Origin of the sequence: Alkalicoccobacillus porphyridii, assembly GCF_007293315.1 — a bacterium.
Classification (GTDB): domain Bacteria; phylum Bacillota; class Bacilli; order Bacillales; family Bacillaceae_D; genus Alkalicoccobacillus; species Alkalicoccobacillus porphyridii.
Genome location: NZ_VLXZ01000005.1, coordinates 172,352 through 194,928, shown reverse-complemented (window position 1 = coordinate 194,928; position 22,577 = coordinate 172,352). Strand labels below are relative to the sequence as shown.

At 39.8% G+C, this 22,577-nt stretch carries 32 protein-coding genes, 1 pseudogene and 1 riboswitch; of the genes and pseudogenes, 19 read left to right on the top strand and 14 right to left on the bottom strand.

The annotated features are described in order from the left end of the window. The first annotated feature begins 51 nt into the window (after positions 1-51). The 9 genes and pseudogenes from FN960_RS10145 to FN960_RS23180 all read left to right on the top strand — a co-directional run bounded on the left by FN960_RS10145 (position 52) and on the right by FN960_RS23180 (position 6,590). Positions 52-1,131: a YqgU-like beta propeller domain-containing protein gene (locus FN960_RS10145; protein ID WP_143848600.1), complete on the top strand. Its 1,080-nt coding sequence runs from the start codon at positions 52-54 to the stop codon at positions 1,129-1,131. 52 nt (positions 1,132-1,183) lie between these two features. Next, a riboswitch (TPP riboswitch) is annotated at positions 1,184-1,287 on the top strand. Between the two features lie 67 nt (positions 1,288-1,354). Further along, positions 1,355-1,993 (top strand): thiamine phosphate synthase, encoded by a 639-nt coding sequence (gene thiE / locus FN960_RS10140; protein WP_143848599.1) that lies wholly within the window; start codon positions 1,355-1,357, stop codon positions 1,991-1,993. Beyond that, positions 1,990-2,187, top strand: coding sequence for a sulfur carrier protein ThiS (thiS, locus tag FN960_RS10135; protein WP_143848598.1), 198 nt, complete (start codon positions 1,990-1,992; stop codon positions 2,185-2,187). The genes thiE and thiS overlap by 4 nt, the downstream gene beginning before the upstream one ends. Positions 2,188-2,189: 2 nt before the next feature. Then, entirely contained in the window at positions 2,190-2,969 is a 780-nt protein-coding gene (locus FN960_RS10130; RefSeq protein ID WP_143848597.1) for a thiazole synthase, read from the top strand. 18 nt (positions 2,970-2,987) lie between these two features. Continuing rightward, positions 2,988-4,097 carry a glycine oxidase ThiO gene (thiO, locus tag FN960_RS10125; RefSeq protein WP_143848596.1) on the top strand — a complete coding sequence of 370 codons (1,110 nt, stop codon included), beginning with the start codon at positions 2,988-2,990 and terminating at the stop codon, positions 4,095-4,097. Between the two features lie 18 nt (positions 4,098-4,115). Continuing rightward, positions 4,116-4,922 (top strand): bifunctional hydroxymethylpyrimidine kinase/phosphomethylpyrimidine kinase, encoded by an 807-nt coding sequence (thiD, locus tag FN960_RS10120; RefSeq protein ID WP_143848595.1) that lies wholly within the window; start codon positions 4,116-4,118, stop codon positions 4,920-4,922. Positions 4,923-4,999: 77 nt separating this feature from the next. Then, positions 5,000-5,569 carry a hypothetical protein gene (locus tag FN960_RS10115; RefSeq protein ID WP_143848594.1) on the top strand — a complete coding sequence of 190 codons (570 nt, stop codon included), beginning with the start codon at positions 5,000-5,002 and terminating at the stop codon, positions 5,567-5,569. Beyond that, positions 5,559-6,212 (top strand): annotated as a pseudogene (locus tag FN960_RS23185) (DUF1385 domain-containing protein); the annotation flags it as partial. The gene FN960_RS10115 and the pseudogene FN960_RS23185, both read left to right, overlap by 11 nt. A gap of 69 nt (positions 6,213-6,281) precedes the next feature. Next, complete coding sequence (locus FN960_RS23180; RefSeq protein ID WP_260681984.1) at positions 6,282-6,590, top strand: MTH1187 family thiamine-binding protein; 309 nt, start codon at positions 6,282-6,284, stop codon at positions 6,588-6,590. Between the two features lie 43 nt (positions 6,591-6,633). Here the strand turns inward: FN960_RS23180 and FN960_RS10105 are convergent, their stop codons facing one another. From FN960_RS10105 to FN960_RS10095, 3 genes are read right to left on the bottom strand one after another with little or no spacing between them, the layout of a single operon-like run. Continuing rightward, the gene (locus tag FN960_RS10105; protein WP_143848592.1) at positions 6,634-7,080 is read right to left on the bottom strand and encodes a GNAT family N-acetyltransferase; all 447 of its coding nucleotides are present in this window, start codon (positions 7,078-7,080) and stop codon (positions 6,634-6,636) included. 4 nt (positions 7,081-7,084) lie between these two features. Beyond that, a complete protein-coding gene (locus tag FN960_RS10100) occupies positions 7,085-7,597 on the bottom strand; it encodes a 2'-5' RNA ligase family protein (RefSeq protein WP_143848591.1) in 513 nt (170 codons plus the stop codon). A gap of 34 nt (positions 7,598-7,631) precedes the next feature. After that, positions 7,632-8,363 (bottom strand): esterase family protein, encoded by a 732-nt coding sequence (locus FN960_RS10095; RefSeq protein WP_143848590.1) that lies wholly within the window; start codon positions 8,361-8,363, stop codon positions 7,632-7,634. A gap of 140 nt (positions 8,364-8,503) precedes the next feature. Here FN960_RS10095 and FN960_RS10090 point away from each other — a divergent pair, with 140 nt between their 5' ends. Both FN960_RS10090 and FN960_RS10085 read left to right on the top strand, forming a co-directional pair. Beyond that, on the top strand, positions 8,504-9,055 hold the full coding sequence (locus FN960_RS10090; RefSeq protein ID WP_143848589.1) for a phosphatidylglycerophosphatase A family protein: 552 nt from the start codon (positions 8,504-8,506) through the stop codon (positions 9,053-9,055). Positions 9,056-9,131: 76 nt separating this feature from the next. Beyond that, positions 9,132-9,320: a hypothetical protein gene (locus tag FN960_RS10085; RefSeq protein ID WP_143848588.1), complete on the top strand. Its 189-nt coding sequence runs from the start codon at positions 9,132-9,134 to the stop codon at positions 9,318-9,320. 12 nt (positions 9,321-9,332) lie between these two features. On the opposite strand, the gene FN960_RS10080 is transcribed toward FN960_RS10085, so the two are convergent. Next, positions 9,333-9,653 (bottom strand): helix-turn-helix domain-containing protein, encoded by a 321-nt coding sequence (locus tag FN960_RS10080; RefSeq protein ID WP_143848587.1) that lies wholly within the window; start codon positions 9,651-9,653, stop codon positions 9,333-9,335. A 173-nt stretch (positions 9,654-9,826) separates the two neighbouring features. On the opposite strand from FN960_RS10080, the gene FN960_RS10075 reads away from it, so the two are divergent. Further along, entirely contained in the window at positions 9,827-10,072 is a 246-nt protein-coding gene (locus FN960_RS10075; RefSeq protein WP_143848586.1) for a helix-turn-helix domain-containing protein, read from the top strand. Positions 10,073-10,096: 24 nt separating this feature from the next. On the opposite strand, the gene fumC is transcribed toward FN960_RS10075, so the two are convergent. The 6 genes from fumC to FN960_RS10045 all read right to left on the bottom strand — a co-directional run bounded on the left by fumC (position 10,097) and on the right by FN960_RS10045 (position 13,670). Then, positions 10,097-11,485, bottom strand: coding sequence for a class II fumarate hydratase (gene fumC / locus FN960_RS10070; RefSeq protein ID WP_143848585.1), 1,389 nt, complete (start codon positions 11,483-11,485; stop codon positions 10,097-10,099). Between the two features lie 276 nt (positions 11,486-11,761). Next, a complete protein-coding gene (gene msrB, locus FN960_RS10065; RefSeq protein WP_143848584.1) occupies positions 11,762-12,199 on the bottom strand; it encodes a peptide-methionine (R)-S-oxide reductase MsrB in 438 nt (145 codons plus the stop codon). After that, complete coding sequence (gene msrA / locus FN960_RS10060; protein ID WP_143848583.1) at positions 12,196-12,738, bottom strand: peptide-methionine (S)-S-oxide reductase MsrA; 543 nt, start codon at positions 12,736-12,738, stop codon at positions 12,196-12,198. Before msrA ends, msrB begins: the two co-directional genes overlap by 4 nt. Positions 12,739-13,043: 305 nt before the next feature. After that, the gene (locus tag FN960_RS10055; RefSeq protein WP_438799871.1) at positions 13,044-13,202 is read right to left on the bottom strand and encodes a YvrJ family protein; all 159 of its coding nucleotides are present in this window, start codon (positions 13,200-13,202) and stop codon (positions 13,044-13,046) included. 4 nt (positions 13,203-13,206) lie between these two features. Beyond that, a complete protein-coding gene (locus FN960_RS10050) occupies positions 13,207-13,428 on the bottom strand; it encodes a DUF2922 domain-containing protein (protein ID WP_143848582.1) in 222 nt (73 codons plus the stop codon). A 35-nt stretch (positions 13,429-13,463) separates the two neighbouring features. Then, positions 13,464-13,670, bottom strand: a complete 207-nt coding sequence (locus FN960_RS10045; protein ID WP_185971001.1) for a DUF1659 domain-containing protein — start codon at positions 13,668-13,670, stop codon at positions 13,464-13,466. Between the two features lie 139 nt (positions 13,671-13,809). Between FN960_RS10045 and FN960_RS10040 the strand changes: the two genes are divergently transcribed. Then, a complete protein-coding gene (locus FN960_RS10040) occupies positions 13,810-15,483 on the top strand; it encodes a BCCT family transporter (protein WP_143848580.1) in 1,674 nt (557 codons plus the stop codon). Between the two features lie 355 nt (positions 15,484-15,838). On the opposite strand, the gene FN960_RS10035 is transcribed toward FN960_RS10040, so the two are convergent. After that, a complete protein-coding gene (locus FN960_RS10035) occupies positions 15,839-16,210 on the bottom strand; it encodes a PilZ domain-containing protein (RefSeq protein ID WP_185971000.1) in 372 nt (123 codons plus the stop codon). Positions 16,211-16,263: 53 nt separating this feature from the next. Further along, positions 16,264-16,899, bottom strand: a complete 636-nt coding sequence (locus FN960_RS10030) for a LysE family translocator (RefSeq protein WP_143848578.1) — start codon at positions 16,897-16,899, stop codon at positions 16,264-16,266. A gap of 198 nt (positions 16,900-17,097) precedes the next feature. Between FN960_RS10030 and FN960_RS10025 the strand changes: the two genes are divergently transcribed. The 3 genes from FN960_RS10025 to FN960_RS10015 all read left to right on the top strand — a co-directional run bounded on the left by FN960_RS10025 (position 17,098) and on the right by FN960_RS10015 (position 18,970). Further along, a complete protein-coding gene (locus tag FN960_RS10025) occupies positions 17,098-17,286 on the top strand; it encodes a hypothetical protein (protein ID WP_143848577.1) in 189 nt (62 codons plus the stop codon). A 148-nt stretch (positions 17,287-17,434) separates the two neighbouring features. Further along, positions 17,435-18,418, top strand: coding sequence for an aromatic acid exporter family protein (locus tag FN960_RS10020; RefSeq protein WP_143848576.1), 984 nt, complete (start codon positions 17,435-17,437; stop codon positions 18,416-18,418). A 27-nt stretch (positions 18,419-18,445) separates the two neighbouring features. Continuing rightward, positions 18,446-18,970, top strand: coding sequence for a L,D-transpeptidase (locus FN960_RS10015; protein ID WP_143848575.1), 525 nt, complete (start codon positions 18,446-18,448; stop codon positions 18,968-18,970). 119 nt (positions 18,971-19,089) lie between these two features. Here FN960_RS10015 and prli42 read toward each other — a convergent pair whose 3' ends face one another. Next, positions 19,090-19,191 carry a stressosome-associated protein Prli42 gene (prli42, locus tag FN960_RS22830; RefSeq protein ID WP_185970999.1) on the bottom strand — a complete coding sequence of 34 codons (102 nt, stop codon included), beginning with the start codon at positions 19,189-19,191 and terminating at the stop codon, positions 19,090-19,092. Between the two features lie 93 nt (positions 19,192-19,284). Here prli42 and FN960_RS10010 point away from each other — a divergent pair, with 93 nt between their 5' ends. Further along, entirely contained in the window at positions 19,285-19,710 is a 426-nt protein-coding gene (locus FN960_RS10010) for a VOC family protein (RefSeq protein WP_143848574.1), read from the top strand. Positions 19,711-19,764: 54 nt separating this feature from the next. Next, entirely contained in the window at positions 19,765-20,883 is a 1,119-nt protein-coding gene (locus FN960_RS10005) for a M20/M25/M40 family metallo-hydrolase (protein WP_143848573.1), read from the top strand. 51 nt (positions 20,884-20,934) lie between these two features. Here the strand turns inward: FN960_RS10005 and FN960_RS10000 are convergent, their stop codons facing one another. Next, positions 20,935-21,141, bottom strand: a complete 207-nt coding sequence (locus FN960_RS10000) for a hypothetical protein (protein WP_143848572.1) — start codon at positions 21,139-21,141, stop codon at positions 20,935-20,937. 146 nt (positions 21,142-21,287) lie between these two features. On the opposite strand from FN960_RS10000, the gene FN960_RS09995 reads away from it, so the two are divergent. Then, entirely contained in the window at positions 21,288-22,523 is a 1,236-nt protein-coding gene (locus FN960_RS09995; protein ID WP_260681975.1) for a DNA polymerase IV, read from the top strand. Positions 22,524-22,577 lie beyond the last annotated feature (54 nt).

Below are 22,577 nucleotides of genomic sequence, written 5' to 3'. Positions count from 1 at the left end.
TCTAATAATGAGAGTCAGAATAGAAGTAGAGAGATAAAGGGTGGCCGATTAATGAGGAAATACAGTATCGGTTTTATGATGTTAATGGTGCTAGCTGGCTGTCATTCTAATGAGAATTCTGATGTGTCAGATGGAACAAAAACGGAGCAGGCAGAAGAAGTGATGGTTCATCCTATTACACAACATAACGATCAGCTCCCTGAAGTGATCGGATGGTATGATAAGCAGTCACTTTTTTATCTTTTATCAGAAGAAGACTCTTTTAACGTTTATATACATAATCTTTATACCGGTGAAGAGAGGCTATTCTATTCTGCTGAGCAGAGTTTTTACCGTATTGATGCAAGTCAGAATGCTGATTATTTTGCGTTGCAGTTTTTTAATGAAGAGAATCAAATAGAGATGCATATGTTGGATGCAAATGGTGAAACAGCTTTTGAGCCAAAGTTAATAGGGGATGAGTTTTCTGTTTATTGGAGTCCTTATCAAGAAAGTGAGTTCATGGTAGTTGCTTATCTACCGGACTGGAATCAGGAGGTTTATCACGGTTCGATTACTGATTATGAAATAGAACCTATAGCTGTTGAGAGCAGTTATTTTCATTGGAATACACCTGACTCCATAGCTTACTTAGAGTGGGGGCAGGTACCCTCAATTGAAGCGCCTCTAAAGCAATTTAATATCAGGACCAGCACGCTAGATGATTGGTATGGTTCGGGTTTATTTTACGCCAACTTATATCGGGAGCGTTCATTAATTGTGAACCAACATGATGAGAATACGGATGAATTAGCTTATAGATTTATTGATAGTGAAGCGGCTATATCATCAATCTCTGTTCCTGTACTTAATACATTTTCTGAGCAATGGTGGATTACATCGTTTGCATTCGATGGAGAAAACGATCTGTTTTACTACTTAAAACCCCATCACTCTGGAGATTATGTTTCTTATAAAGAAGGATTTGAGCTCCTCGCATACGATGTGTATCATGATACACATCGGAAACTGGGTGAAATGAAGAGTCAGGAAACTTTAACATTATCAGCAGATGGAAACTGGTTACTTACAGGTGAACAGAATCAGCAGCTTATTCATACTCTTGATGGTCAGGTGTATTCGGTGTTCTAGCGTATGGCTTTGCAAGTAGCGTTTTTTCTGTCATACTAGATGTATAAATAAATATGATGACTAGGGGTGCCGCAGAGGCTGAGAATTAGGAGAAATCCTTTTACCCTTGTACCTGATCTGGATGATACCAGCGTAGGAAAGTCGACTAATAAAGCGAATGTACTTTCTAGCCGTACTCCAAACGTTGGGGTGCGGCTTTTTATAATATATTTAGGGGGCCAACATGAAAGATTTTCGTTTATATGCTATTACAGGTGAAGAATTCCATCCTGGAAGAGAGCTTGTAGAGGTTATGGAGCAAGCTATTTTGGGTGGAGTGGATATCATCCAATTACGAGATAAAAAAAGCAGCAAGAAGAACGTATTAAAAAAAGCACAACAATTAAGGGAGCTTACTTCTAAACACAACGTAACGTTTATAGTAAACGACCATCTTGATGTAGCCATGGCTGTAGGGGCAGATGGAATTCACGTCGGTCAGGATGATCTGCCACTTGCGGAAACGCGTAAAGTCGTAGGGCCCGATATGATTATTGGTATTTCGACACACCATATTGATGAAGCAAAAGCAGCTGAAGCAGGTGGGGCAGACTATATTGGAGTAGGCCCGATCTTCCCTACAAAAAGTAAGGAGGATGTAGTCGATCCCGTTACAACATCTTATATTGCTCAAATTGAAGAAGACATTTCCATTCCTTATGTAGCAATTGGTGGAATTAAGCGGCACAATTTGAAGCAGGTGATGGAAGCTGGTGCTAAACGAGTTTGTATGATTACAGAAATTGTTGCAGCTGAAGATGTCAAAGCACGTTGCGAGGAGATTATAGGTTTAATGCAAGAGTATGAGGAGGCGAGAGGATGAAGCTTCTAGTTAATGGGGAGCAATCTTCTGTTGATGTTAAGACACTTTATGAGCTTGTTGAACAATATAAAATCAATCAGCAGCTTGTAGTTACAGAAGTGGACGGCCTCATTATCGGCCAGGAAGAGCGTACCCAGTTTGAATTAAAAGAAGGTATGAAGATAGAATTAGTTCATTTTGTAGGAGGAGGTTAATAATGAGCAAGGACTTACTGACAATAGCTGGACGGACATTTTCATCTCGTTTTTTACTTGGGACAGGCAGATACCCCAATCCATTTGTTCAGAATGAAGCGATTAAAGCTGCTGAAGCAGAAATTTTAACGTTTGCCATTCGCAGAGTAAACTTATCTAATCCTGATGAGGACGCCATCCTGCAGCACTTGGAATCAGACGTCTTCACGTACTTGCCGAATACATCGGGGGCAAGCAATGCTGAAGAGGCCGTTCGTATTGCTAGATTGGCTAAGGCATCGGGTATAAGTGATTGGATCAAAATAGAAATTAGTGCAAATGAAAAAACACTTTTACCTGATCCGATCGAAACGTTAAAAGCTACCGAAATATTGGTCCAGGAAGGCTTTACGGTTCTTCCGTACACTTCAGATGATCCTATCCTAGCTAAGCGCTTGGAAGAAGCGGGAGCAGCAGCTGTCATGCCTGGTGGTTCTCCAATTGGAACAGGTCTTGGAATATTAAACCCTTACAATATCGGCTTAATTGTTGAGGAAGCTAATGTGCCAATTATCGTTGATGCTGGTTTAGGTTCAGCTGCTGATATCACTCAAGCTATGGAGCTTGGGGTAGATGGTGTTTTAATGAACACACCGGTTGCCAAGGCTAAGGATCCAGTACGGATGGCAGAAGCAATGAAGCTAGCTATTCAAGCAGGACGCATGTCATTTAAGGCAGGACGAATTCCAAAGAAGCCTTACGCAACAGCTAGCAGCCAATATGAGTCATTAATTGTTAAATAGAGAAATGAGTGAGAAGCAATGGCCGAACGAATTATTATTCTTGGGGGCGGAGTCATTGGTTTGTCCACAGCATTTGAGCTGAGACGTAGAGGATTTGAAGTAGCTATTCTTGAAATTCACTCCTTTGGTGGACAGGCTTCGGGAGCAGCAGCTGGCATGCTTGCTCCTTATTCAGAGATTGGAGAAGACCCGGATGATTTCTTTCGACTTTGTTTAAAGAGTCTAAGGTCTTTTAAGAAATGGCAGCAGGATATTAAGGAAGTCTCTCAACTCCCATTTGAATACACTGAATCGGGAAGTTTGCATTGTATCTATCATGAGGCAGATTTACTTTCAATGGAAACAAGGCAAAGCTGGCAGAAAGAGTTTGGAGTGGAGGCTCGAATTCTTGAACAGTCAGCATTAAAACAATTAGAGCCTGAATTATCGAATGAAATTATAGGTGCGATCCACTATCCCGAGGAAAGTCATGTCTATGCTCCAGATTATGTAAAATCGTTAGAGGTAGCTTGCGAAAAAAGCGGAGTAGAGCTTTACGATCATCTGCAGGAAATTAAACTTCACGAATGGGAGAATTCTATTCGCCTTACGAGTAAGGATGGCAGAGTATTTGAAGGGGATCAGCTAGTGATTTCATCAGGGGCATGGGCCAAAGAGTATGAAGATGTCTTCTCATTGCAATTTCCCATTTATCCAATAAGGGGCCAAATCTGTGCGTATCAGCTTGAGCCTGCCCGTATTAACCATATCCTTTATTCCAGCCAAGGTTATCTTGTAGCAAAAGAGAATGGAACGCTAGTTAATGGTGCTTCTGAAGATATAGCAGGTTTTGAAACCTCTGTTACGGAGAAAGGGATTCGACGATTAACAAATTGGAACTACCACATTCTCCCGTTTCTCAAACAGCTACGTCCATTCCACCAATGGGCAGGCTTACGTCCAGCTACCCAGGATGGTTACCCGTTAATTGGGCGTTTACAGCAGGCCAATCGTGTGATTTTCTCAGCAGGGCATTATCGAAACGGTATTCTACTCAGTCCTGTGACCGCAGAGGTTGTAGCCGATATGGTCTCTAAGCAATCGACTTCTATACAGATGGAGCGCTTTGCACCTGAACGATTTTCATAACAAAAGGGGTAGGGTCTAATGAGTCTAAAAAAAGTACTAACGATTGCCGGATCAGACAGCAGTGGGGGAGCTGGTATCCAAGCCGATTTAAAGACATTTCAAGAGCTCGATACGTATGGAATGAGTGCTATTACGGCCATTACGGCTCAAAACACACTTGGCGTACAATCGGTCTTGCCGATTCCCCCTGCTATGCTACATCAACAGCTAGAGTCTGTATTAAGTGATATTGGCGCAGATGCAATCAAAACGGGAATGCTAGTTTCAAGTGAACATATCATGGTTATCGCGGATATGCTAGCGACCTATCAAATAGATCGTGTGGTCATCGATCCCGTACTCGGTTCAACCTCTGGTTCTGAGCTTACGCGTCAAGACGCTATTATAACTTTGAAGAAGATGCTATGGCCTATGGCTAAAGTGGTTACTCCAAACTTGCTAGAAGCAGCCATACTGCTTGAATGTCCACCTATTGAATCTGTTAAGGAGATGGAGGAAGCGGTCATAAAGCTGTATGACTTTGGAGCGCCTTATGTGCTGTTAAAAGGAGGGCATCTTCCTTCAGACCAGTCTATAGATTTATTGTTTGATGGAGAAACCGTTCATCACTTTTCTTCTCCACGTATTAAACAGCGTCACACACATGGCACTGGTTGCACATTAGCATCTGCAATCGCAGCGGAGCTTGCTAAAGGGGTTGACGTAATTACAGCTGTCCAAACGGCAAAGTCTTTTATGAATAATGCTATTAAAGAAGGGATAGCGATTGGTAGTGGAAGTGGTCCTATAAACCAAGCCGCCAACCGACATCGTTCTAACGAGTGAACGGATTACTTTGAATCTTTCTCTTTCCTACAATTCATGATAACGTAGTCAGTAGTATATATTTTGGGGGAAATTATATGAAGTTTTTCGGAAATCATTTTATTGTGTTTTTACTTCCTGCCATCTTAATGCTGACAATGGCCATTGGTGGATATTTTTATTTAATAGATGAAGAATCAAATGAATCGACAAATGCGACTTTACAAGAGAACATAGACTGGGATGCAAATGAAAGAGGAACTTTGATAGAGGTAGCCTGGGAATGGCCTTCAATGCCAACGGACGGGATGTTTGGAGATGATTACATAGGTGTGAAGGGTCCGATTGAGAATGTGTATCTTGAACTGCATGCTTCTGATGGTGTGCTTTATGAAGCAGACGGAGAACAGGTTGATAACGGCTGGATCGTTTCGTTCCCTAATCGTCTTGAGGAAAATAGAAGCTTAGGGAATAGAGGGAGTGTGTATATCGAGCTTACGTCCAGTGAATACTCAGCAGAGGATCTCGATTTATTTCTATTACATACATGGTCAGAACACTCTCCGCTTGAGTTAGAGGATGCTTCATTTGAGGATCCATCATTTGGGGAGGCTTTAAGCGTGCCTCATTGGGTAGAAGAAATTGAGGTTGCGTCGTATGTTCGTTAGAGGGATGTCGTTTCAAAGAGGCATCTTCTATATGACAGGTCGTTACATTGCATGTGCAAGTCATAGAAAAGGAGAGCTTCATTCTTGGATTGCGCCTCATTCTATGAAGACATATGGCTGGGCGCTGAAAGAGCTATGGACGGGTATTCCGACTCGATTTTGGTTGCTGCCTACTTCAGTTATAGCAGGGATGATTATTCCTCCACTTTTGTGGAACATGGAAGGACTTCCAATCTATCTAATCTTATACGCTCTTTTAGGTATGCATTTACTCTTTCCTAAGCCCTTAAAGCAGTATCATTGTGCCGAACATAAGGTGTTTAGTACAAAGGGGATTATTTCTACTGCGAGAATGGGAAGGATAAAAAAAGCATCTATTGTGAATCGTGGCTGTTCAACGAATGTCATTGTTGTTTATTTTACAAGTGTGATATGTGTGTTTCTTATTTCCTTACTCATGAGTATGGATCCAGCTCTTTCACTAAGCATAGCTTCATATAGTGCATTAATACCTACTATTTTTACTGAGAAATTAATTACATTCTGGCCAAAGAAATTCATCCTGCCAGTGTCTTCTTTTTTACAAAGGTATGTGACAACTAGAGAACCTGATAAGAAACATCTAGTAGCCGCAATCACCTCCTATCGATTATTAGCTGAAAAAGAATTTCCTCATCGAATCAAAAGAATAAGAAAAGAAAGGAAGAGACAAATGGCGATTGTAGATGTAACGATCATCCCTATTGGAACAGAAGGACCAAGTGTAAGTTCATATGTAGCTAGTATTCAAGAAGTATTGCAATCCTATGAAGGAAAAATCTCGTACCAGCTAACTCCTATGAGCACATTAATTGAGGGAGAATTGCCTATCTTATTTGAGGTCATTCAAGCGATCCATGAGGTTCCTTTTAAGCAGGGAATTAAAAGAGTGGCAACAAACATTCGTATCGATGACCGCAGAGATAAAAATCAGACAATGGAAAGTAAGCTAGCATCGGTTCAGGATAAATTACTTCAATAACAAAGAAACGGTTCAGTAGGCAGGTGCCTCTGAACCGTTTCTTTTAGTTTGTAGCTAACATTTTTTCCATCGTAACATGGGGGATGCCAGCATCCATAAATTCATCTGAGCAAGTAGTATATCCAAGATGGTGATAAAACTCACTCGCATGTAACTGGGCGTTTAAGCGCACACGTTGCAAGCCTTGAGCAAATGCCTCTTGTTCTATCGCTTGCATTAACGCAGCTCCCGCGCCAGAGCCTCTAAGGCTTTTTATAATGCACACGCGTTCAATCTTAGCATCTGAACCTATTATTCGGAATCTACCTGCTCCACTTGGTGTTTTTTGATCATACAAGACAAAATGAGTAGCATTCGCATCCTCTTTGTCACGCTCTAGCTCAGCAGCGACCCCTTGTTCTTTTACAAAGACATGTTGGCGAACCGCATAGGCGTGCTCTAACTCTTGCTGTGATGAGACGATCTGAATCGTCCACGTTCGTACATTCATTTCATCAATCCCCTTTTAATTCAAACGACTGAACAATGGACCATTTCCCATCTTCCTGTTGCTTAAGCAATTCAAATGAGGAAATGGTCTCCTTATGAGCAAAACCACTTAGTTTTAACTGTCCTATAAGATCATCACTTTCGGCTTTAGGAAGGTCCTGAGCGATCGTGATGTGAGGAACAAATGCATGAGTCATGACTGATGAAAAAGGTGGTTCATGAAGACGTTGGTGTAATGAAAATAACGTCTGATGTTCACGGATTTTAAGAAAAATTTTATTGTTTAAAGGAATAAAGGTATCAGCTTTGTATACCTCAATGACTACCTTGGCCTGAGTTTGAGCTAGCTCAGTAAGAGATGTAATAAATGCATCCACTTCCTCATCTTCTAGTTCAAAAGGATCCGTTAATTTAATATGAGGAGGAATGTTTGCATATTGAGAGTCAAATCTCTTTCTATAGGAATTAGCTTCCTCCCGAAGGCTTTTAGATGGAAATAAAGCAATACCATAAGTCATATATACTCCTCCTAGTCTAAATAGAATGTCATTTTTAAAATGGTAGAAGTGTTTTTAATCCAATGGATAAATCTTTTTGCCAATAAGTCCACGTGTGATTTCCTTCAAATATTCGAAAGCTATAGCTAAACGATGTAGCTTCTAACAATTCAGCTAAATCTTTATTAGGACTTAGGAAGTCTGCTATATCTCCGTTAGTCAGTTTGACCGTCGTTTCCTCTGAGCCAATGACATGATAAATCGAAAGAGCATGAGGTTGCTGATATGTTCTAACTGCATCCAATACGTGATCATCCACATATGGAGAATGCATCATCACCTGCCCAAAGTGTGCGGGGTACTCTAGGGCTGCTAACAAAGAAATAGTACCCGCTAATGAGTCTCCGGCCAATGTGCGAGAAGAAGCCAGCTGATGAGTTGGATAGTGCTCATCAAGGTAAGGGAGAAGCTCAAACGCCAAAAAGCGTCGATACGCTTCAGAACGTTCACCTTCTGGATGGTAACGCTCTCTTCTTTCTGCCACACTTGGATATGGGACACCGATAATAATTGCTTCCCGAACCTCATAATCATCCATTAATGCTTCCATCTGTCGAGGAATTCTACCCAGCTGAAAATAATCCTTGCCATCCTGGCAAATGACTAAATCATAAGATGACAGTGGAGTATAATTAGGGGGAAGATAAACTAATAAAGGAATCTCATCATTTAACTCATTACTTTGAATGACGGTATCCTGTAATGTTCCTTGTAAAGTTGTGCCCATGATGAATTCACCTTTCTTTTTCACCGATAGTATACCTAGCTTATATGTGTGCGTGTTCTTTAGCCTAGTTTATCATATATTATTCAAAAAGCGATGATTAAGCCTGTGTGGTAGAATAGAATTCAAGGGAGGCGGTTACAATGTTAAAAAGAGTTCCTTGTGAGACAGTTGAAATGGCTGCTAGAAAGAAACTGGCTGATCGCGGGGTTACCGTAGAAGCTATTGCTCAAATTGTGTATGATTTACAAAAGCCATATGCAGAGAATTTGGATATGGCCTCTTGTCTTGAAAGTGCAGACGCCGTTTTGAACAAACGAGAGATTCAACATGCAATTCTAGTCGGAGTAGAATTAGATGAATTAGCTGAAAAAGGACTGTTAAGCGAACCATTATTAAGTATGGTGAGACAGGATGAGGGCTTATTTGGTGTAGATGAGACCATAGCACTTGGGTCGGTATTTGGATTTGGTAGTATTGCGGTTACGACTTTTGGTTATCTTGATAAACAAAAGGTAGGAATCATTGAAGAGCTTGATCGTGAAAAGAATCGAGTTCATACTTTTTTAGATGATTTGGTTGCTAGCATTGCTGCGAGTGCTTCTGCAAGGCTTGCTCACCGAATTCGAGATCTTGAAGAGAATAGACGTTTAGTTGATATTCGTAAGAGAGAAGAAGAAGACTTGATTGGATAAAACGAATTTCTTTGAGTATGTTCCAAAAGTTTGATTAAATAGAGGGTAGTAAAGGATTACAGAAAGGTATGGGAAGATGAATTCAAAGCTGCCTCGTTGGATCTATTACAAACAAATCTTTTCTTCTAAGTTTCAGGCAGGATGTTTAAAAGCGAAAATAGAAGATAATTGGCATAATGGTTATGAGGTTGGCCCTCTGGTTGAAATCAAAAAGCTAAAATCAAATCGTTATGTTGTAAGGTATACGTATGATGAAAAGATCTAGTGTGATGAGTACTTAACCCTGCCTATATTTACGAAAAACCATTAAACTTTCTTTAAGGTATTCCATTTCATCCATACTTACCGTAAGGGTTTGATTGTTAGTTGTTCCTACAATAGCAGGTGAATGAGAATTAGATTGATCGGAACGACCTAATAGGTAGTCAACAGATACATCAAAGGTATCCGCTAATAAATACAATATATCCATGTCAGGCTTCCTTGTACCATTTTCATAGCCAGAGATGGTAGAGGGTGCAAGGTTCATACTCTCACCTAATTGTTTCATTGTTAAGCCGTTTTGTAATCTTTGTTCACGCAAGCGAGAGGCAAACATGAATAAATCTCCTCATTTCATTATCATGATATAGATCTATTATACTTTGCGTAGTGCAAAGTGCCAAATAATATATATTTGTTACTCATAATGAATTGACGATTACGCAAAATGCATTATAATACATTGAAGGCAAAGTACAATGATATTTAGGAGCAGGATGTGAGCATGTGATGAGCTTGGTAAAAAAAGCGAGGCAGGAGCTTGGTTATAGTTTGGAATTAGCCGCTACAAAAATTGGGATCTCTGCTGGTTATCTTTCTCAAATTGAAACAGGAAAGAGACAAATTAGTTCTGAGCGAGCGCTTCTTATCGCTAATGTTTATAATGTTCAACTTGAGGATATATTTACTGCAACTAGATATGGAAGAAAAGAAACAAGTAATGTATTAGACACACAAAAAACAGGCGGAGATTAACTCATGCCTGTTTTTTGATATTCATTATTTAGGGTGAATCATTTCTTCAGGACGAACAGCTGCATCAAACTCTTTTTCTGTTAAAAGTCCCGTGCTGATAGCAGCTTCTTTTAATGTAGTTCGTTCAGTATGAGCCTTTTTAGCTATTTTAGCTGCATTCTCATATCCAATATGAGGGTTAAGGGCTGTAACGAGCATTAAGGACTCATTTAGATATTGAGTCATTTTCTCTTCATCTGGCTCCAACCCGATTAAGCATTTATCATTAAAGCTATGCAACCCATCTGCGAGCAATCTCATGGATTGAAGTACATTGTAGATGATAACCGGTTTGAATACATTTAATTGAAAGTGACCTTGGCTCGCAGCAAATCCAACTGCAGCATCATTTCCGAAGATTTGAGTAGCAACCATGGTTAATGCTTCACTTTGAGTTGGGTTTACTTTACCTGGCATAATTGAGCTTCCTGGTTCATTAGCAGGAATAATGACTTCACCAATTCCACAGCGAGGTCCACTTGCAAGAAGGCGAATATCGTTCGCAATTTTAAACGCATCCGCGGCAAGTGCTTTAAGCGCACTATGCAGATGAACCAATTCATCGTGACTTGTTAATGAGTGAAAATGGTTTTGAGAGGCCTTAAAGGTAGCACCTGTTTGTTTTGAAAGCTGGGCTGACACCTGCTCTGCAAACTCCGGGGGAGCATTTAAGCCAGTTCCTACCGCCGTTCCGCCAATGGCAAGCTCTCTGACATGTTCTGTACTTTGTTCGATCATCGTCTCGCATTTCTCAAGCATTCTTCTCCAGCCACTAATTTCTTGACCAAATGTAAGCGGTGTTGCATCTTGAAGATGCGTACGACCAATCTTAATTACGTGTTCAAACGCTTTTTCTTTTTCTAATAGAGTTTGCTTAAATGTATGCACAGCAGGTAATAGATGATTTTCTACATAAACAACGGTTGCCACGTGCATGGCAGTTGGAAACGTATCATTTGAACTTTGAGAACGATTAACATCATCGTTTGGATGAACCTTTACATCGTCGTGGCCATTTTCTTTAAGCCATTGATTTGCTATGTAGGCAATCACTTCATTCACGTTCATATTTGATTGTGTGCCACTACCCGTTTGCCACACAACTAGTGGAAAATGATCATCATGCTGACCTTCAAGTATTTGATCGGCAGCAACCGTAATGGCCTCAACTTTCTCTTTTTCAAGTCCTTTTAATGAACCATTTACGATAGCAGCTGCTTTTTTTAAGTGAACAAATGCATAAACAACTTCTAATGGTATCTTTTCCTGACCTATTTTAAAATTCTCTAAGCTACGCTGTGTTTGCGCTCCCCAAAATCGATCAGCAGGTACTTGGATTTCTCCAATTGTGTCTTTTTCTGTTCTTGTTTGCACAATACGTCACCCTTTTTCACTTATTTTCAACATATTAATCATACCAGAAATAAGAGCTTTCTTAAATGAAAACGTTATTTTAAAGGAAGAGTTTTGGGTGCACAACGGAAAGATACTCCGGTTTCCGTGGGGGGATACTGGATTCGAGAGAAAGTCTAGCTGAGCTTTTAACCACACTTTAAAAAAGTAAAAAAGTGGGTAAGGTCATCAATGACCTTACCCACTAATCTTGTTCTGCTTTAAAAATTCCACAAGCTTTTTCGATTCTTTTCTTCTTTATTCGTCAAACAACTTTTTATATAAGCCATAGCCTTGCTCATCAAGCTCTTGTTTTGGTACAAAGCGAAGGGCAGCTGAATTGATGCAGTATCTTAGTCCGTTAGGTCCAGGTCCATCATTAAAGACATGTCCTAAATGGGAGTCAGCTTCTTTGCTGCGAACCTCTGTACGCACCATAAAATGACTACGGTCTTCTTTTTCTAAAACCTCTTCTTCAACAATTGGTTTAGTGAAGCTCGGCCAACCACACCCAGCATCATATTTGTCTGTTGAGCTAAAAAGTGGTTTGCCGGAAACAACATCTACATAAATTCCATCTTCCTCAAGGTCATAATATTCATTTCGAAAAGGAGGCTCTGTTCCGTTGTTTTGAGTAACTTCATATTGAATGGGACTTAATGTCTTCTTTAGATCTTCTTTTGATGTTTTACTCATTCTGAATTCCCCCAATGTGATTGAATATATGCTTCTCGGCCGGAACCCTTACGATACATTTTATATCGAAGCGGATTCTTACGATAATAGTCCTGATGATAATCTTCAGCCGGATAAAAAGGTTTGGCTGGAAGAATATCTGTTACAATTGTTTGTTTGAATCGGTCGCTATTTTCAAGAGTTTGTCGAGAAGCCAATGCGGCTTCTTTTTGCTCCTCTGAATGGTAGAAAATAGCGGTTTTGTAAGAATGACCACGATCAAAAAATTGACCACCTGAATCAGTTGGATCAATTTGCTGCCAAAAGACTTCAAGTAATTTCTCATAACTAAATACTTCAGGATTAAATGTTATTTGAACAGCCTCATAGTGACCTGTTGTTTCACTACAAACTTCTTCATAGGTTGGATTTTCTGTCTCTCCGCCGGTATAACCTGAAATCACAGATTCAATTCCTTCATAAGAGTCAAACGGCTTAACCATACACCAAAAACACCCTCCAGCAAAGGTTGCCTTTTGATAAATTGAGTGATCTGCCAAACTACACCATTCCTTTCACTGAAAACTAAGAGATACGTTTGAGTCTCTACTATATCATAGTGTGCCTCAATTTATAGAAGGATACGCTTGAGAGGCTTACGTGCCCGGGGCGGCGGCGAAGAACAGATATTCAGTTACCCAAAATTCTCCTCGTATGTACATAAAAACACCCCGCAAATTAGATTTTACTCTAACTTACGAGGTGCACATCATCCAACATAGTTCAGCTTTTCTCGTAGTAATAATACCTCAGTCCGAGCCTTGTTTTCGATTAAATAATCTCATATCTCCCAGGCTCGAGAGAATTAAGCATTGGGCGACTGTTGAAGTTTAGCAGGCAGTGTTTCGACAGCCTCAGTCACTCGATCCAGCTTCCGTTCTAAACGATTTAGAAGATAGAGAGTAACCATTATCGGGAAACCATATTCACTTAACAACGGGACCCAGAGCTCCATACTATTCATTTACTTACTGCCCAACTGGGATATCTGTCACTTGATGATCAACAAGGCGAGCACCTCTTATGGCTGTCAGCGTACCACCTGATGAAACAAATACATTTTCGCTAATAATGGTCTCCATAACTGCCTGAACGAGTTCCACATCAACTGGCTCAGCAGGGTTATCAATTGAGATCGTTACTTGACGATCTTCTTGGTTCGTAAATAAAAGATCAATTTTTTTACTCATTCTGAAATCCTCCTTTTAAAATGTTTAGTGTTTTGTTAGTCTAGTACATACGTGTTTTGACGTGAAATGCTGTAGATTTGGAATTCTTGCAATGAAATAAGCGCTTCTGCGACAGCTGTAAGAGCTGAATCCGATGCTTCGCCAAGGATGTTTTGATAGGATTTCGTTGAGAAAAGCTCTTTTCCTTCATCATCTTGGCCAACATGGAATTGCAAGACTAAACGTGTGCGTTGATCATTCATTTGATCACCTCCTTGCTTAATAAGTCGTAGGCTAAAATAAAAAAGGGGAGAACTTATCATCTTGCGTTTTAATTTTCTATTTCTTAGGGTAAGAATAGATAAGATATAAAGCACAAATAGAAGGGGTTGGTTTGTACATATGTCCACTGAAAATCAGGGGAGCAATCACTCAAAGAGTGTGCTCTATATATCCACAACTGTAATGGGATTATTAATATTCTGGGGGGCTTTTTTCCCTGGCGTGTTAGCAAGTGCTTCTGGAGTCGCATTAGATTGGGTCATTGAAACATTTGGCTGGTTCTATATGCTATTGTTATCCGCTTTTGTCTTAATTGGTTTAGGTTTGGCTGTTTCACCATTTGGAAAAATCAAGTTAGGTAAAAACGAGGACGAGCCTGAGCACTCATGGTTATCATGGGTCGGGATGCTATTCGCGTCAGGTTTAGGTGTAGGTTTTGTATTTTTTGGTGTGGCAGAACCGCTATTATATTATTTAGATACACCGGTAGGTCTACAGCCTGAAACGGTTCAGTCTGCTGAGGCTGGTTTAAGATATGGAGTATTTCATTGGGGATTACATGCTTGGGGTGCTTTCTCAATTGTTGGTTTAACACTGGCTTACGTGCAGTACCGTAAAAACAGGCCAGCATTAATTAGTTCCGCATTCTATCCTTTATTAGGTAATAGGGTGAACGGTTGGATCGGCCGTATGATTGATATATTAGCAGTCATTGCAACATGTGCAGGAGTAGCTACAACATTTGGTTTAAGCGCCCTACAAATTTCCGGAGGTCTTTCATACGTTACAGCATTGCCTAACAATATTTACGTTCAACTCGTTGTTATTGCGGTGGTTACAATATTATTTATTTTTTCAGCGGTAAAAGGAATTAATAAAGGTATTAAACGATTAAGTAATATTAATTTAGTTATAGCTGGATTTTTGCTTCTTTTTGTTCTTTTTACAGGTCCAACGTTATTTATATTAGAGAACTTTGTGTCCACTTTAGGGGGATATGTATCAAGCATTGTATCGATGTCTCTGACGATGACACCCTTTAGTGAAAGTGAATGGCTCGGTACAAATACCATTTTCTTCTGGGCGTGGCATATGTCATGGTCCCCGTTTATCGGTTTATTTATTGCACGTATATCTAAGGGTAGAACAGTAAGAGAATTTATGGCAGGTGTGCTTCTTGTCCCAACGATTCTGGCTGTCATTTGGTTCACAACATTTGGTGGATCAGGTTTATATTTTGAGATGTATGGTAATGCAGGCCTGGCGAGTATTGTCGCTGATGAGGTGGAAGTGGCTATGTTTGTGTTGTTAGAACAGCTTCCTTTAACAGCCTTAATTAGCGGAATAGCAATTATTCTTGTTCTCATCTTTTTTGTAACTTCTGCGGATTCAGCGGCATTTGTACTTGGATCAATGACTTCGGGTGGTAATTTAAATCCCGGCTTTAAGCTAAAGGTACTATGGGGAGCCTTAATAGCTGGTACAGCAGCTGTTCTATTAATTAGTGGGGAAGGAGGACTTGATGCTCTCCAAACAGCGGCCCTCACCGCGGCATTACCTTTTGCATTCATTCTGATCTTTATGATTATAGCTGTGTTTATCATGATGGGAAGAGATCATGCTTATGAGAAGCGCAAAAGAAGGACGCAGCAGCTCGAATATATTAAGTCAGAGGTAAAGGATGATTTAAGAGATGACTTATATGAAGAGCTTAAGGAAGAAGTTTATGAAGAAGTAAAACAGGAGATTCAGGAAGAACAGAAATCAAATGAGTCAAACGAAGATAAACCATAAACTCTAGTGTAACGAGACGGAGAAATGACTAAACTGTGTCCAAACTCTCCTAAACATAAAAGAGCCGAGCCTTTATGTTAGTTTAACGACATAGAGGCTCGGCTCTTTTTGTAGCTAGAACACTAATTTCAGGATCGTTCTTTTTGTTTTATGAAGAAATAGCATGAATATAAAATTATCAAGCCAGAAAGTAGTAAAGGTAAACTAAAGCTTAGTGTGTGATCATTGTGATAAGAATAAGCTGAGTAAAACAATAAGCAGAACATTAAATAGAAACACGTGATATTCAGTGCTTTAGTAAATGCCGCATGACTTCGCTTAGGATTTTTTTCTTTTTTAAAGAATATGCCCATAGCTATGTAGAAGATTGCTTAAGAGCGTGTTTTTTTAATTGAGAGATTATTTCTTTTTGACTCGCTTCATCGGTCAATAACTCTAAACCGTAGCCAAACCCTTTGGAGGTGGTCTTTTTCCAAAGGATGTTCCCCAAAAAGGTGAGGGTCGCCTCATCAATTGTACATGATATTTGCAATGTAATGGTATAGTTCACGGGATCGGGAAAATCGTACTGTGTTTCAATACCAATTCCTTTAGGACTTAAATTAATAATAGATAGCTTTCCATTTGATGCTTGTACCTCTTTTTGATTCACAGTGTGAATTAAAAAAGAACCTTCAAGCACCGGGCGGAACTCGTAACGAAAGCTCTCATCTCGATTATAACGCACACGGATTCCTCCTCTCTAAATAATTTGCTCTTGATTCTTAGTATCGTCAGAAACTATGAGGAAATCAAGTTGAAAAATTGATATCCAAAATGAATAGAGAAATAACCGAGCATACTCGCTGCGGCAATATTAATCCACCGCAACACGTTTTGCTTCATCAAAAAGGAAGAGAAGTGGGCTAGAAAGGACAAGTTCATATTCCAAAGTAAAATCCCAAGAAATATGAGCAAACTGTATCCAAGCAGAATGGTTCCATTTGCTCGGTCAATTAGTTCACTTAATACGGAACCATAAATTCCAAACCAAAACATTATATTTATCGGATTAATTAATGCAATTGTTAATCCTGTATAAAAGCATTTCATAAAGATACTTTTTCGTGGGCGAATCAGGTGTCGATCCATCCATAATGACTGGGGAGCTTTGTTAAAGGTACGAATGCTTAGATACCCTAGGAATACACAACCACATAAGTTAAGAATGAGCTGGGTTGTTTCATGTGTCAAAGCAGTTCCTAATCCAAAATAGATTGAAATCATAAATATTGCATCTGCTGTCATGCCGCCTATTCCTACGGCAAGTCCACCAAAAAAACCACTACGTAGCGTTCGGTTAATGATCTCTAGGCATATTGGACCAACAGGGGCAGCTAAAGAGATACCTAGAATGATCGCTGATAAAGCTGTCATAAGATTGCTCCTCTCTAAAAAACATTCAGTCTGTATTAATAGATGTACTTGTCCATGGATTTAGACTTGTTATTTTCAGTCAATTATGAATGAATCTAAAGAGATCTCTAAATGTGGTGTGAAAACGATTAAAGTCAATCGAGGCGGGTATCAAATAAGTAAGAACGATAAACAAACAATCTGAAGGAGGAATTCAAAATGAGTAAAAAGTTACTTTATTCAATGATGGCAGGAATCTTTTCAGTAGGTATGCTAGCAGCATGTGGTGGAGAAGGTGGCGACGAAATGGAGCCAGGAACTGATCCAGCACAAGATCCAGCAGGTGATGAGATGGGTGAAGAAGAACCAGCTGGTGGTGAAATGGGAGAAGAAGATTCTGATATGTAATCAACTAGTCGTTGGCAATTATAATGACTACTAGAAATGGGCTAACAATGACAAAATTGTTAGCCCATTTTGTATGTCAAAAAGTCAAAACTGATCTTTTACTCATTGTCGTGGTAAAATAGGTGCTACCACAAGGAGATGAAATTGGATGAGGCTAAGAATTGGGTATCGAACAATAAAAACCGCTATTGGTGTACTGTTGGCAACATCAATAGCCCATGCATTAGGATTAGATTCTTTTGGATCGGCGGCAGTCATTACAATTCTTTGCATATCCGTCACTAGACGAAATTCTTTACGAGTATCGTGGCACCGCTTTGCTGCATGTATGCTTGGTATGGTCATTAGCATGACCATGTTTGAACTCATTGGTTATCATCCACTCGTACTAGGTTTATTTATGTTGTTGTTTATCCCGGTCCTCGTCTCATTAAAGCTAAGTCTTGGTATTGTGACAAGCTCCGTCATTGTTCTGCACGTGTATACTCGAGCTGACGCCAGTATGGATTTATTCATAAATGAAACATTACTTGTTGTAATTGGTATCGGTACCGCATTATTAATGAATTTGTATATGCCTAGTAGTGAACGGCAATTAAGAGAATATAAACGAAAGATCGAAAAAAATTTCAGCCGCATTTTGCATGAATTTTCAACCTATATTCGCCAAGGAGACAGTGATTGGACTGGAGCTGAAATTTCAGAAACGGTACAGTTATTGAATCAAAGTAAAAGCGTAGCCATCCGAGAAATGGATAATCAAATACTTAAAGATGATGATCAGTACTATCATTATTTTCATATGCGTGAAAAGCAATTTGAAATTCTCGAACGGTTAATGCCTTTTATCACCACTATTCATGGTTCAGTATCTCAGAGTAATGATATTGCAGACTTTCTTGAGGATTTAAGTAAGGCAGTGAGTCCAACGAATCATGTCCCCTATTTTCTCGGAAGATTAGAAGAAATGCGTGACCAATTTAAAGAAATGGAGCTACCTACCACAAGAGATGAATTTGAAGTCCGTTCAGCACTTGTTTACATGATGCATGAGCTGCAGCAATATCTGCTTATAAAAAATACACTCTGGAATGAAAAACAGAATAATGCAGGGAACAAAAGTCCACTCTAATCTATATAAACAAGTGGAGGAGTTTCTATGCTCAAAACTGTGATGCTCATAATCATTCTCGCTCATTCAATCATTTGGCCAATCGGTGATAATCCTTTACCGGGAGATCCATTCATTATTGTTAAGCTCTCGTCCAATCAGCTAGCATATATAGAGGATGAAAAAATAGTCGAGGTATTACCTGCTGCAACGGGGAAACGTGGCAGTGAAACTCCATTAGGGTTGTTTACAATTACGGTTAAAGCGGAACAACCCTATTACCGAAAAGCAAATATAGCTGGAGGAGCGCCAAATAACCCATTAGGTAGTAGATGGATCGGCTTTGATGCATTAGATACTGAGGGTAGAACCTATGGTGTACATGGAACGAATCGACCTAGTTCAATTGGATATCCGGTTACCTCTGGATGCATTCGCTTAAGTAATGAAAAGGTAGAGCGGCTGTATAATCAAATACCACTAGGAACAAAAATATTGATAACAGATGAACACCAATCATTTGAAGAGTTAGCTATACAATATGGTGCGATTGCCTCAAACAAATCGAAGTAAACATTTTATATGCAAACAAAAAATCCGAACCTACGTGTGAGTAACACGGTCAGTTCGGATTTCTGTTACATTATATACGAGCGCATCCTTGTACAAGGGTATGAGAGCAGAACATGTAATTAAAAACCACCAAGTCCAGCTACTCCCATAAAGACTCCACTAAGAATAATAGCTACAAGCATGATATAGATAACCACTTTTTGTACGCCTTTTCTATGCATATCACTTAACCTCCCACATTACTTCTTATGCACTATTTTACTTGCCTTTTTGTTTTTGGACAAGGGTAGGAATAAGAAAAAGGAGCATGAATTATGACGATTGATTGGCAGAAATCTGGAACCCACATCGGCATTGCTGTTCACAGTATTCATAACGCGAAGAATTTTTATATGAAGAAACTCGGTCTTACGTGGATCAAGGAAGAGGTTGTATTAAATCAAGGGGTGAAGATTGCCTTTTTGAAGGCAGGACCCATCGTTATAGAATTAATTGAACCATTAAGAAAAGACCATACCGTTTCGAAATTTTTACATACAAATGGTGAAGGTATTCACCATCTAGCGCTTGGTGTCAGTAATCTTAAAGAGACGATGAATAACCTGGTTAGAGAAGGCGTATCTTTTGTGTCCAATCAAGTTGACGTTGGGGCAGATCAGGCGCAAATTGCCTTTATCACACCAAGACAGTCTCACGGTGTTCTTCTTGAGCTATGCCAGAAGCCAAGCCTTGAAGAGTGAAACCATTAAAAAAGTAGGGTAGGATAGGAATGGAAATGGAGGCGTTATGGGTACATGATTAATGAAAACAGATTACATAATGAATTTATTAATTTGGTGAAAATTGATTCAGAGACTGGTTTTGAGGCAGATATAGCTAAGGAACTAAAAAAGAAATTTAAGGATTTAGGATTAGATGTGTACGAGGATCAAGCAGCAAGTCAAACAGGGCATGGAGCAGGTAATATTATTGCTACGTTGCCTGCTCATCCAGATAAAGCAGAGACAGCGGCTATTTATTTTACTTCACATATGGATACGGTTGTACCTGGAAAAGGTGTTAAGCCCTACATAGAGGACCAATATATTGTGACAGATGGAACGACGATTTTAGGAGCGGATGATAAAGCCGGTATAGCAGCTATGTTAGAAGCAATCAGAGTGATACAAGAACAGGAGCTCCCTCATGGTGTTATTCAATTTATTATTACAGTAGGTGAGGAGTCAGGGCTTGTGGGCGCAAGGGTGCTTGAGCGAGAACGCATTATGGCGGAGTACGGATATGCGCTTGATAGCGACGGGCCTGTTGGCGATATCATTGTTGCGGCACCAACTCAAGCAAAGATCCAGGCAAAGATTTATGGACGAACAGCACATGCAGGAGTGGAACCAGAAAAAGGGATTTCCGCCATTACGGTTGCAGCTAAAGCTGTCTCCAGAATGCCACTTGGAAGGATTGATCATGAAACGACCGCTAATATTGGACGCTTTGAAGGTGGGAGTCAAACAAATATTGTCTGTGATTATGTTGAAGTTCTAGCAGAGGCGAGGTCGCTTGAAGAACCAAAACTGCACAAACAAGTGGAGAAAATGAAAAAGGGTTTTGAAGAAGCAGCAGAATTAATGGGAACAACGGCCGAGGTACAGGTGGAAATCACCTACCCTGGGTACAAGCGATCGGATAAAGATCTTGTTGTAAAAACGGCAATAACTGCTCTGCGCTCAATTGGTAGGGAGCCACGACTTCTTGAAAGTGGTGGAGGTAGTGATGCTAACATTATCTCAGACCTTGGAATTCCTACAGTAAATCTTGCGGTTGGCTATGAAAACATTCATACAAAACAAGAAAGAATGCCCTTGGCTGAATTAAATAAAACAGCAGAAGCGATAGTGGCAATAACTCAGAATATATAACAGACTAAAAAAGACATGCCTTACTATAAGGCTTGTCCTTTTTTAAGTGAATTAATGTATGGTCAATGAATGTAGTTCGTAGAATTCTCCGTACTCCAAGCTCTCTAATATTAACTCTTCTGAATTTCCTAGATAGTTAGCGATTTCGGGAATGGTGGGGGAGTCCCCATTTAACTGTTTGTGTAGGTGGAGATAGGAAATTACTTTTTGCAGAATATCGTCATACCGGTTATCCGTTGCATGAATAAGGTAGGTCATGTTTTTCCGCACCTCCGTAGGGCCTTGCAGATAGATTATTTAGCTGTATAATTCCACTTTATCGCAACGTCTAGTAGGATGCAAGGTTCTATGTTTAAAAAACGAACATTCTTTCGTATAATAGAGAATAATTAGGGGGTGATTGTGTGCGCATCATCTTTCATGTGGACATGAATAGCTTCTTCGCTTCTGTTGAATTATCATTTAGACCGGAGCTACGGGGCAAACCTGTGGCCGTAGCAGGAAGTGTAAAAGATAGAAGAGGAATTATTGTGACAAGCACATATGAGGCGAGAGCAAAAGGTGTCAAAACAGCTATGCCAGTTTGGCAAGCAAAGAAACTATGTCCCGATCTTATTTTGCTATCATCCAATTTTGAACGATATCGAACAGCCTCGAGGAACTTATTTGACCTTTTGAGAGGATATACATCATTAGTTGAACCCGTATCCATTGATGAAGGTTTTTTGGATGTGACTCAATACACTGAAAATATTCATCCATATAAACTAGCAGAACGTATTCAGCAGGACCTACAAAGAGACATGGACTTACCCTGTAGCATTGGAATAGCACCAAATAAATTTTTGGCTAAAATGGCTAGTGATATGAAGAAACCTAACGGAATTACCATCTTAAGGAAAAGGGAGATTCCACAGTTGTTATGGCCACTGGCTATTAGTGAAATGCAAGGAATCGGAAAGAAAACGGTAGAGAAATGGGAGAAAGCAGGCATTTTGACTATTGGTGATTTGGCGAAAGCCGATACAGCAATGATTGGAGAAAAATTTGGTTCGAGTGGGCTGAAGCTACAAAAAAGAGCTAATGGTCATGATGAAAGGCCTGTAAACCCAGACTCCATTCACGAATTTAAAAGCATTGGGCACTCAACCACCTTGCCTTCAGATACAAGAAATCAACAAAAGGTTGAAGCGACACTTCAGCAGCTTGCTGATTCAGTGAGTTTTCGGTTAGCTCGTAAAGAGGTTGCAGCATATGGAATTCAACTCACCATCAAATATCACGACTGGAAGATAACTAATAAAAGCCAAAAATTAAGCAATCCTTGCCATACTTCATCTGAGATCTATGAACGAGCTTTATCATTATGGAGGAAGGCATGGAATCAAGAAGCGATCAGGTTGTTAGGCATCAGCACGTATGATCTTGTGGAGAAGAGTCATGCCTATAAACAGCTGGATTTGTTTACTCAGGAGAAAGATGTGAAAGACTACCAAGTTGAACAGGCATTAGAGACTCTGCAGCAACGCTTTGGTCAGCAGGCTATTGTAAAGGGTGCGGCTAGCTTTGATTCTCGAAAGAAATGGATTGAACAACGCTCAATGAGGGGAACGAGTCTTGATAAACCTGAGGAAGAATAAAAAGAGCAAGCGTGACTTAACTTAACATCTCAAAAAATAGACCGATATAGAAAG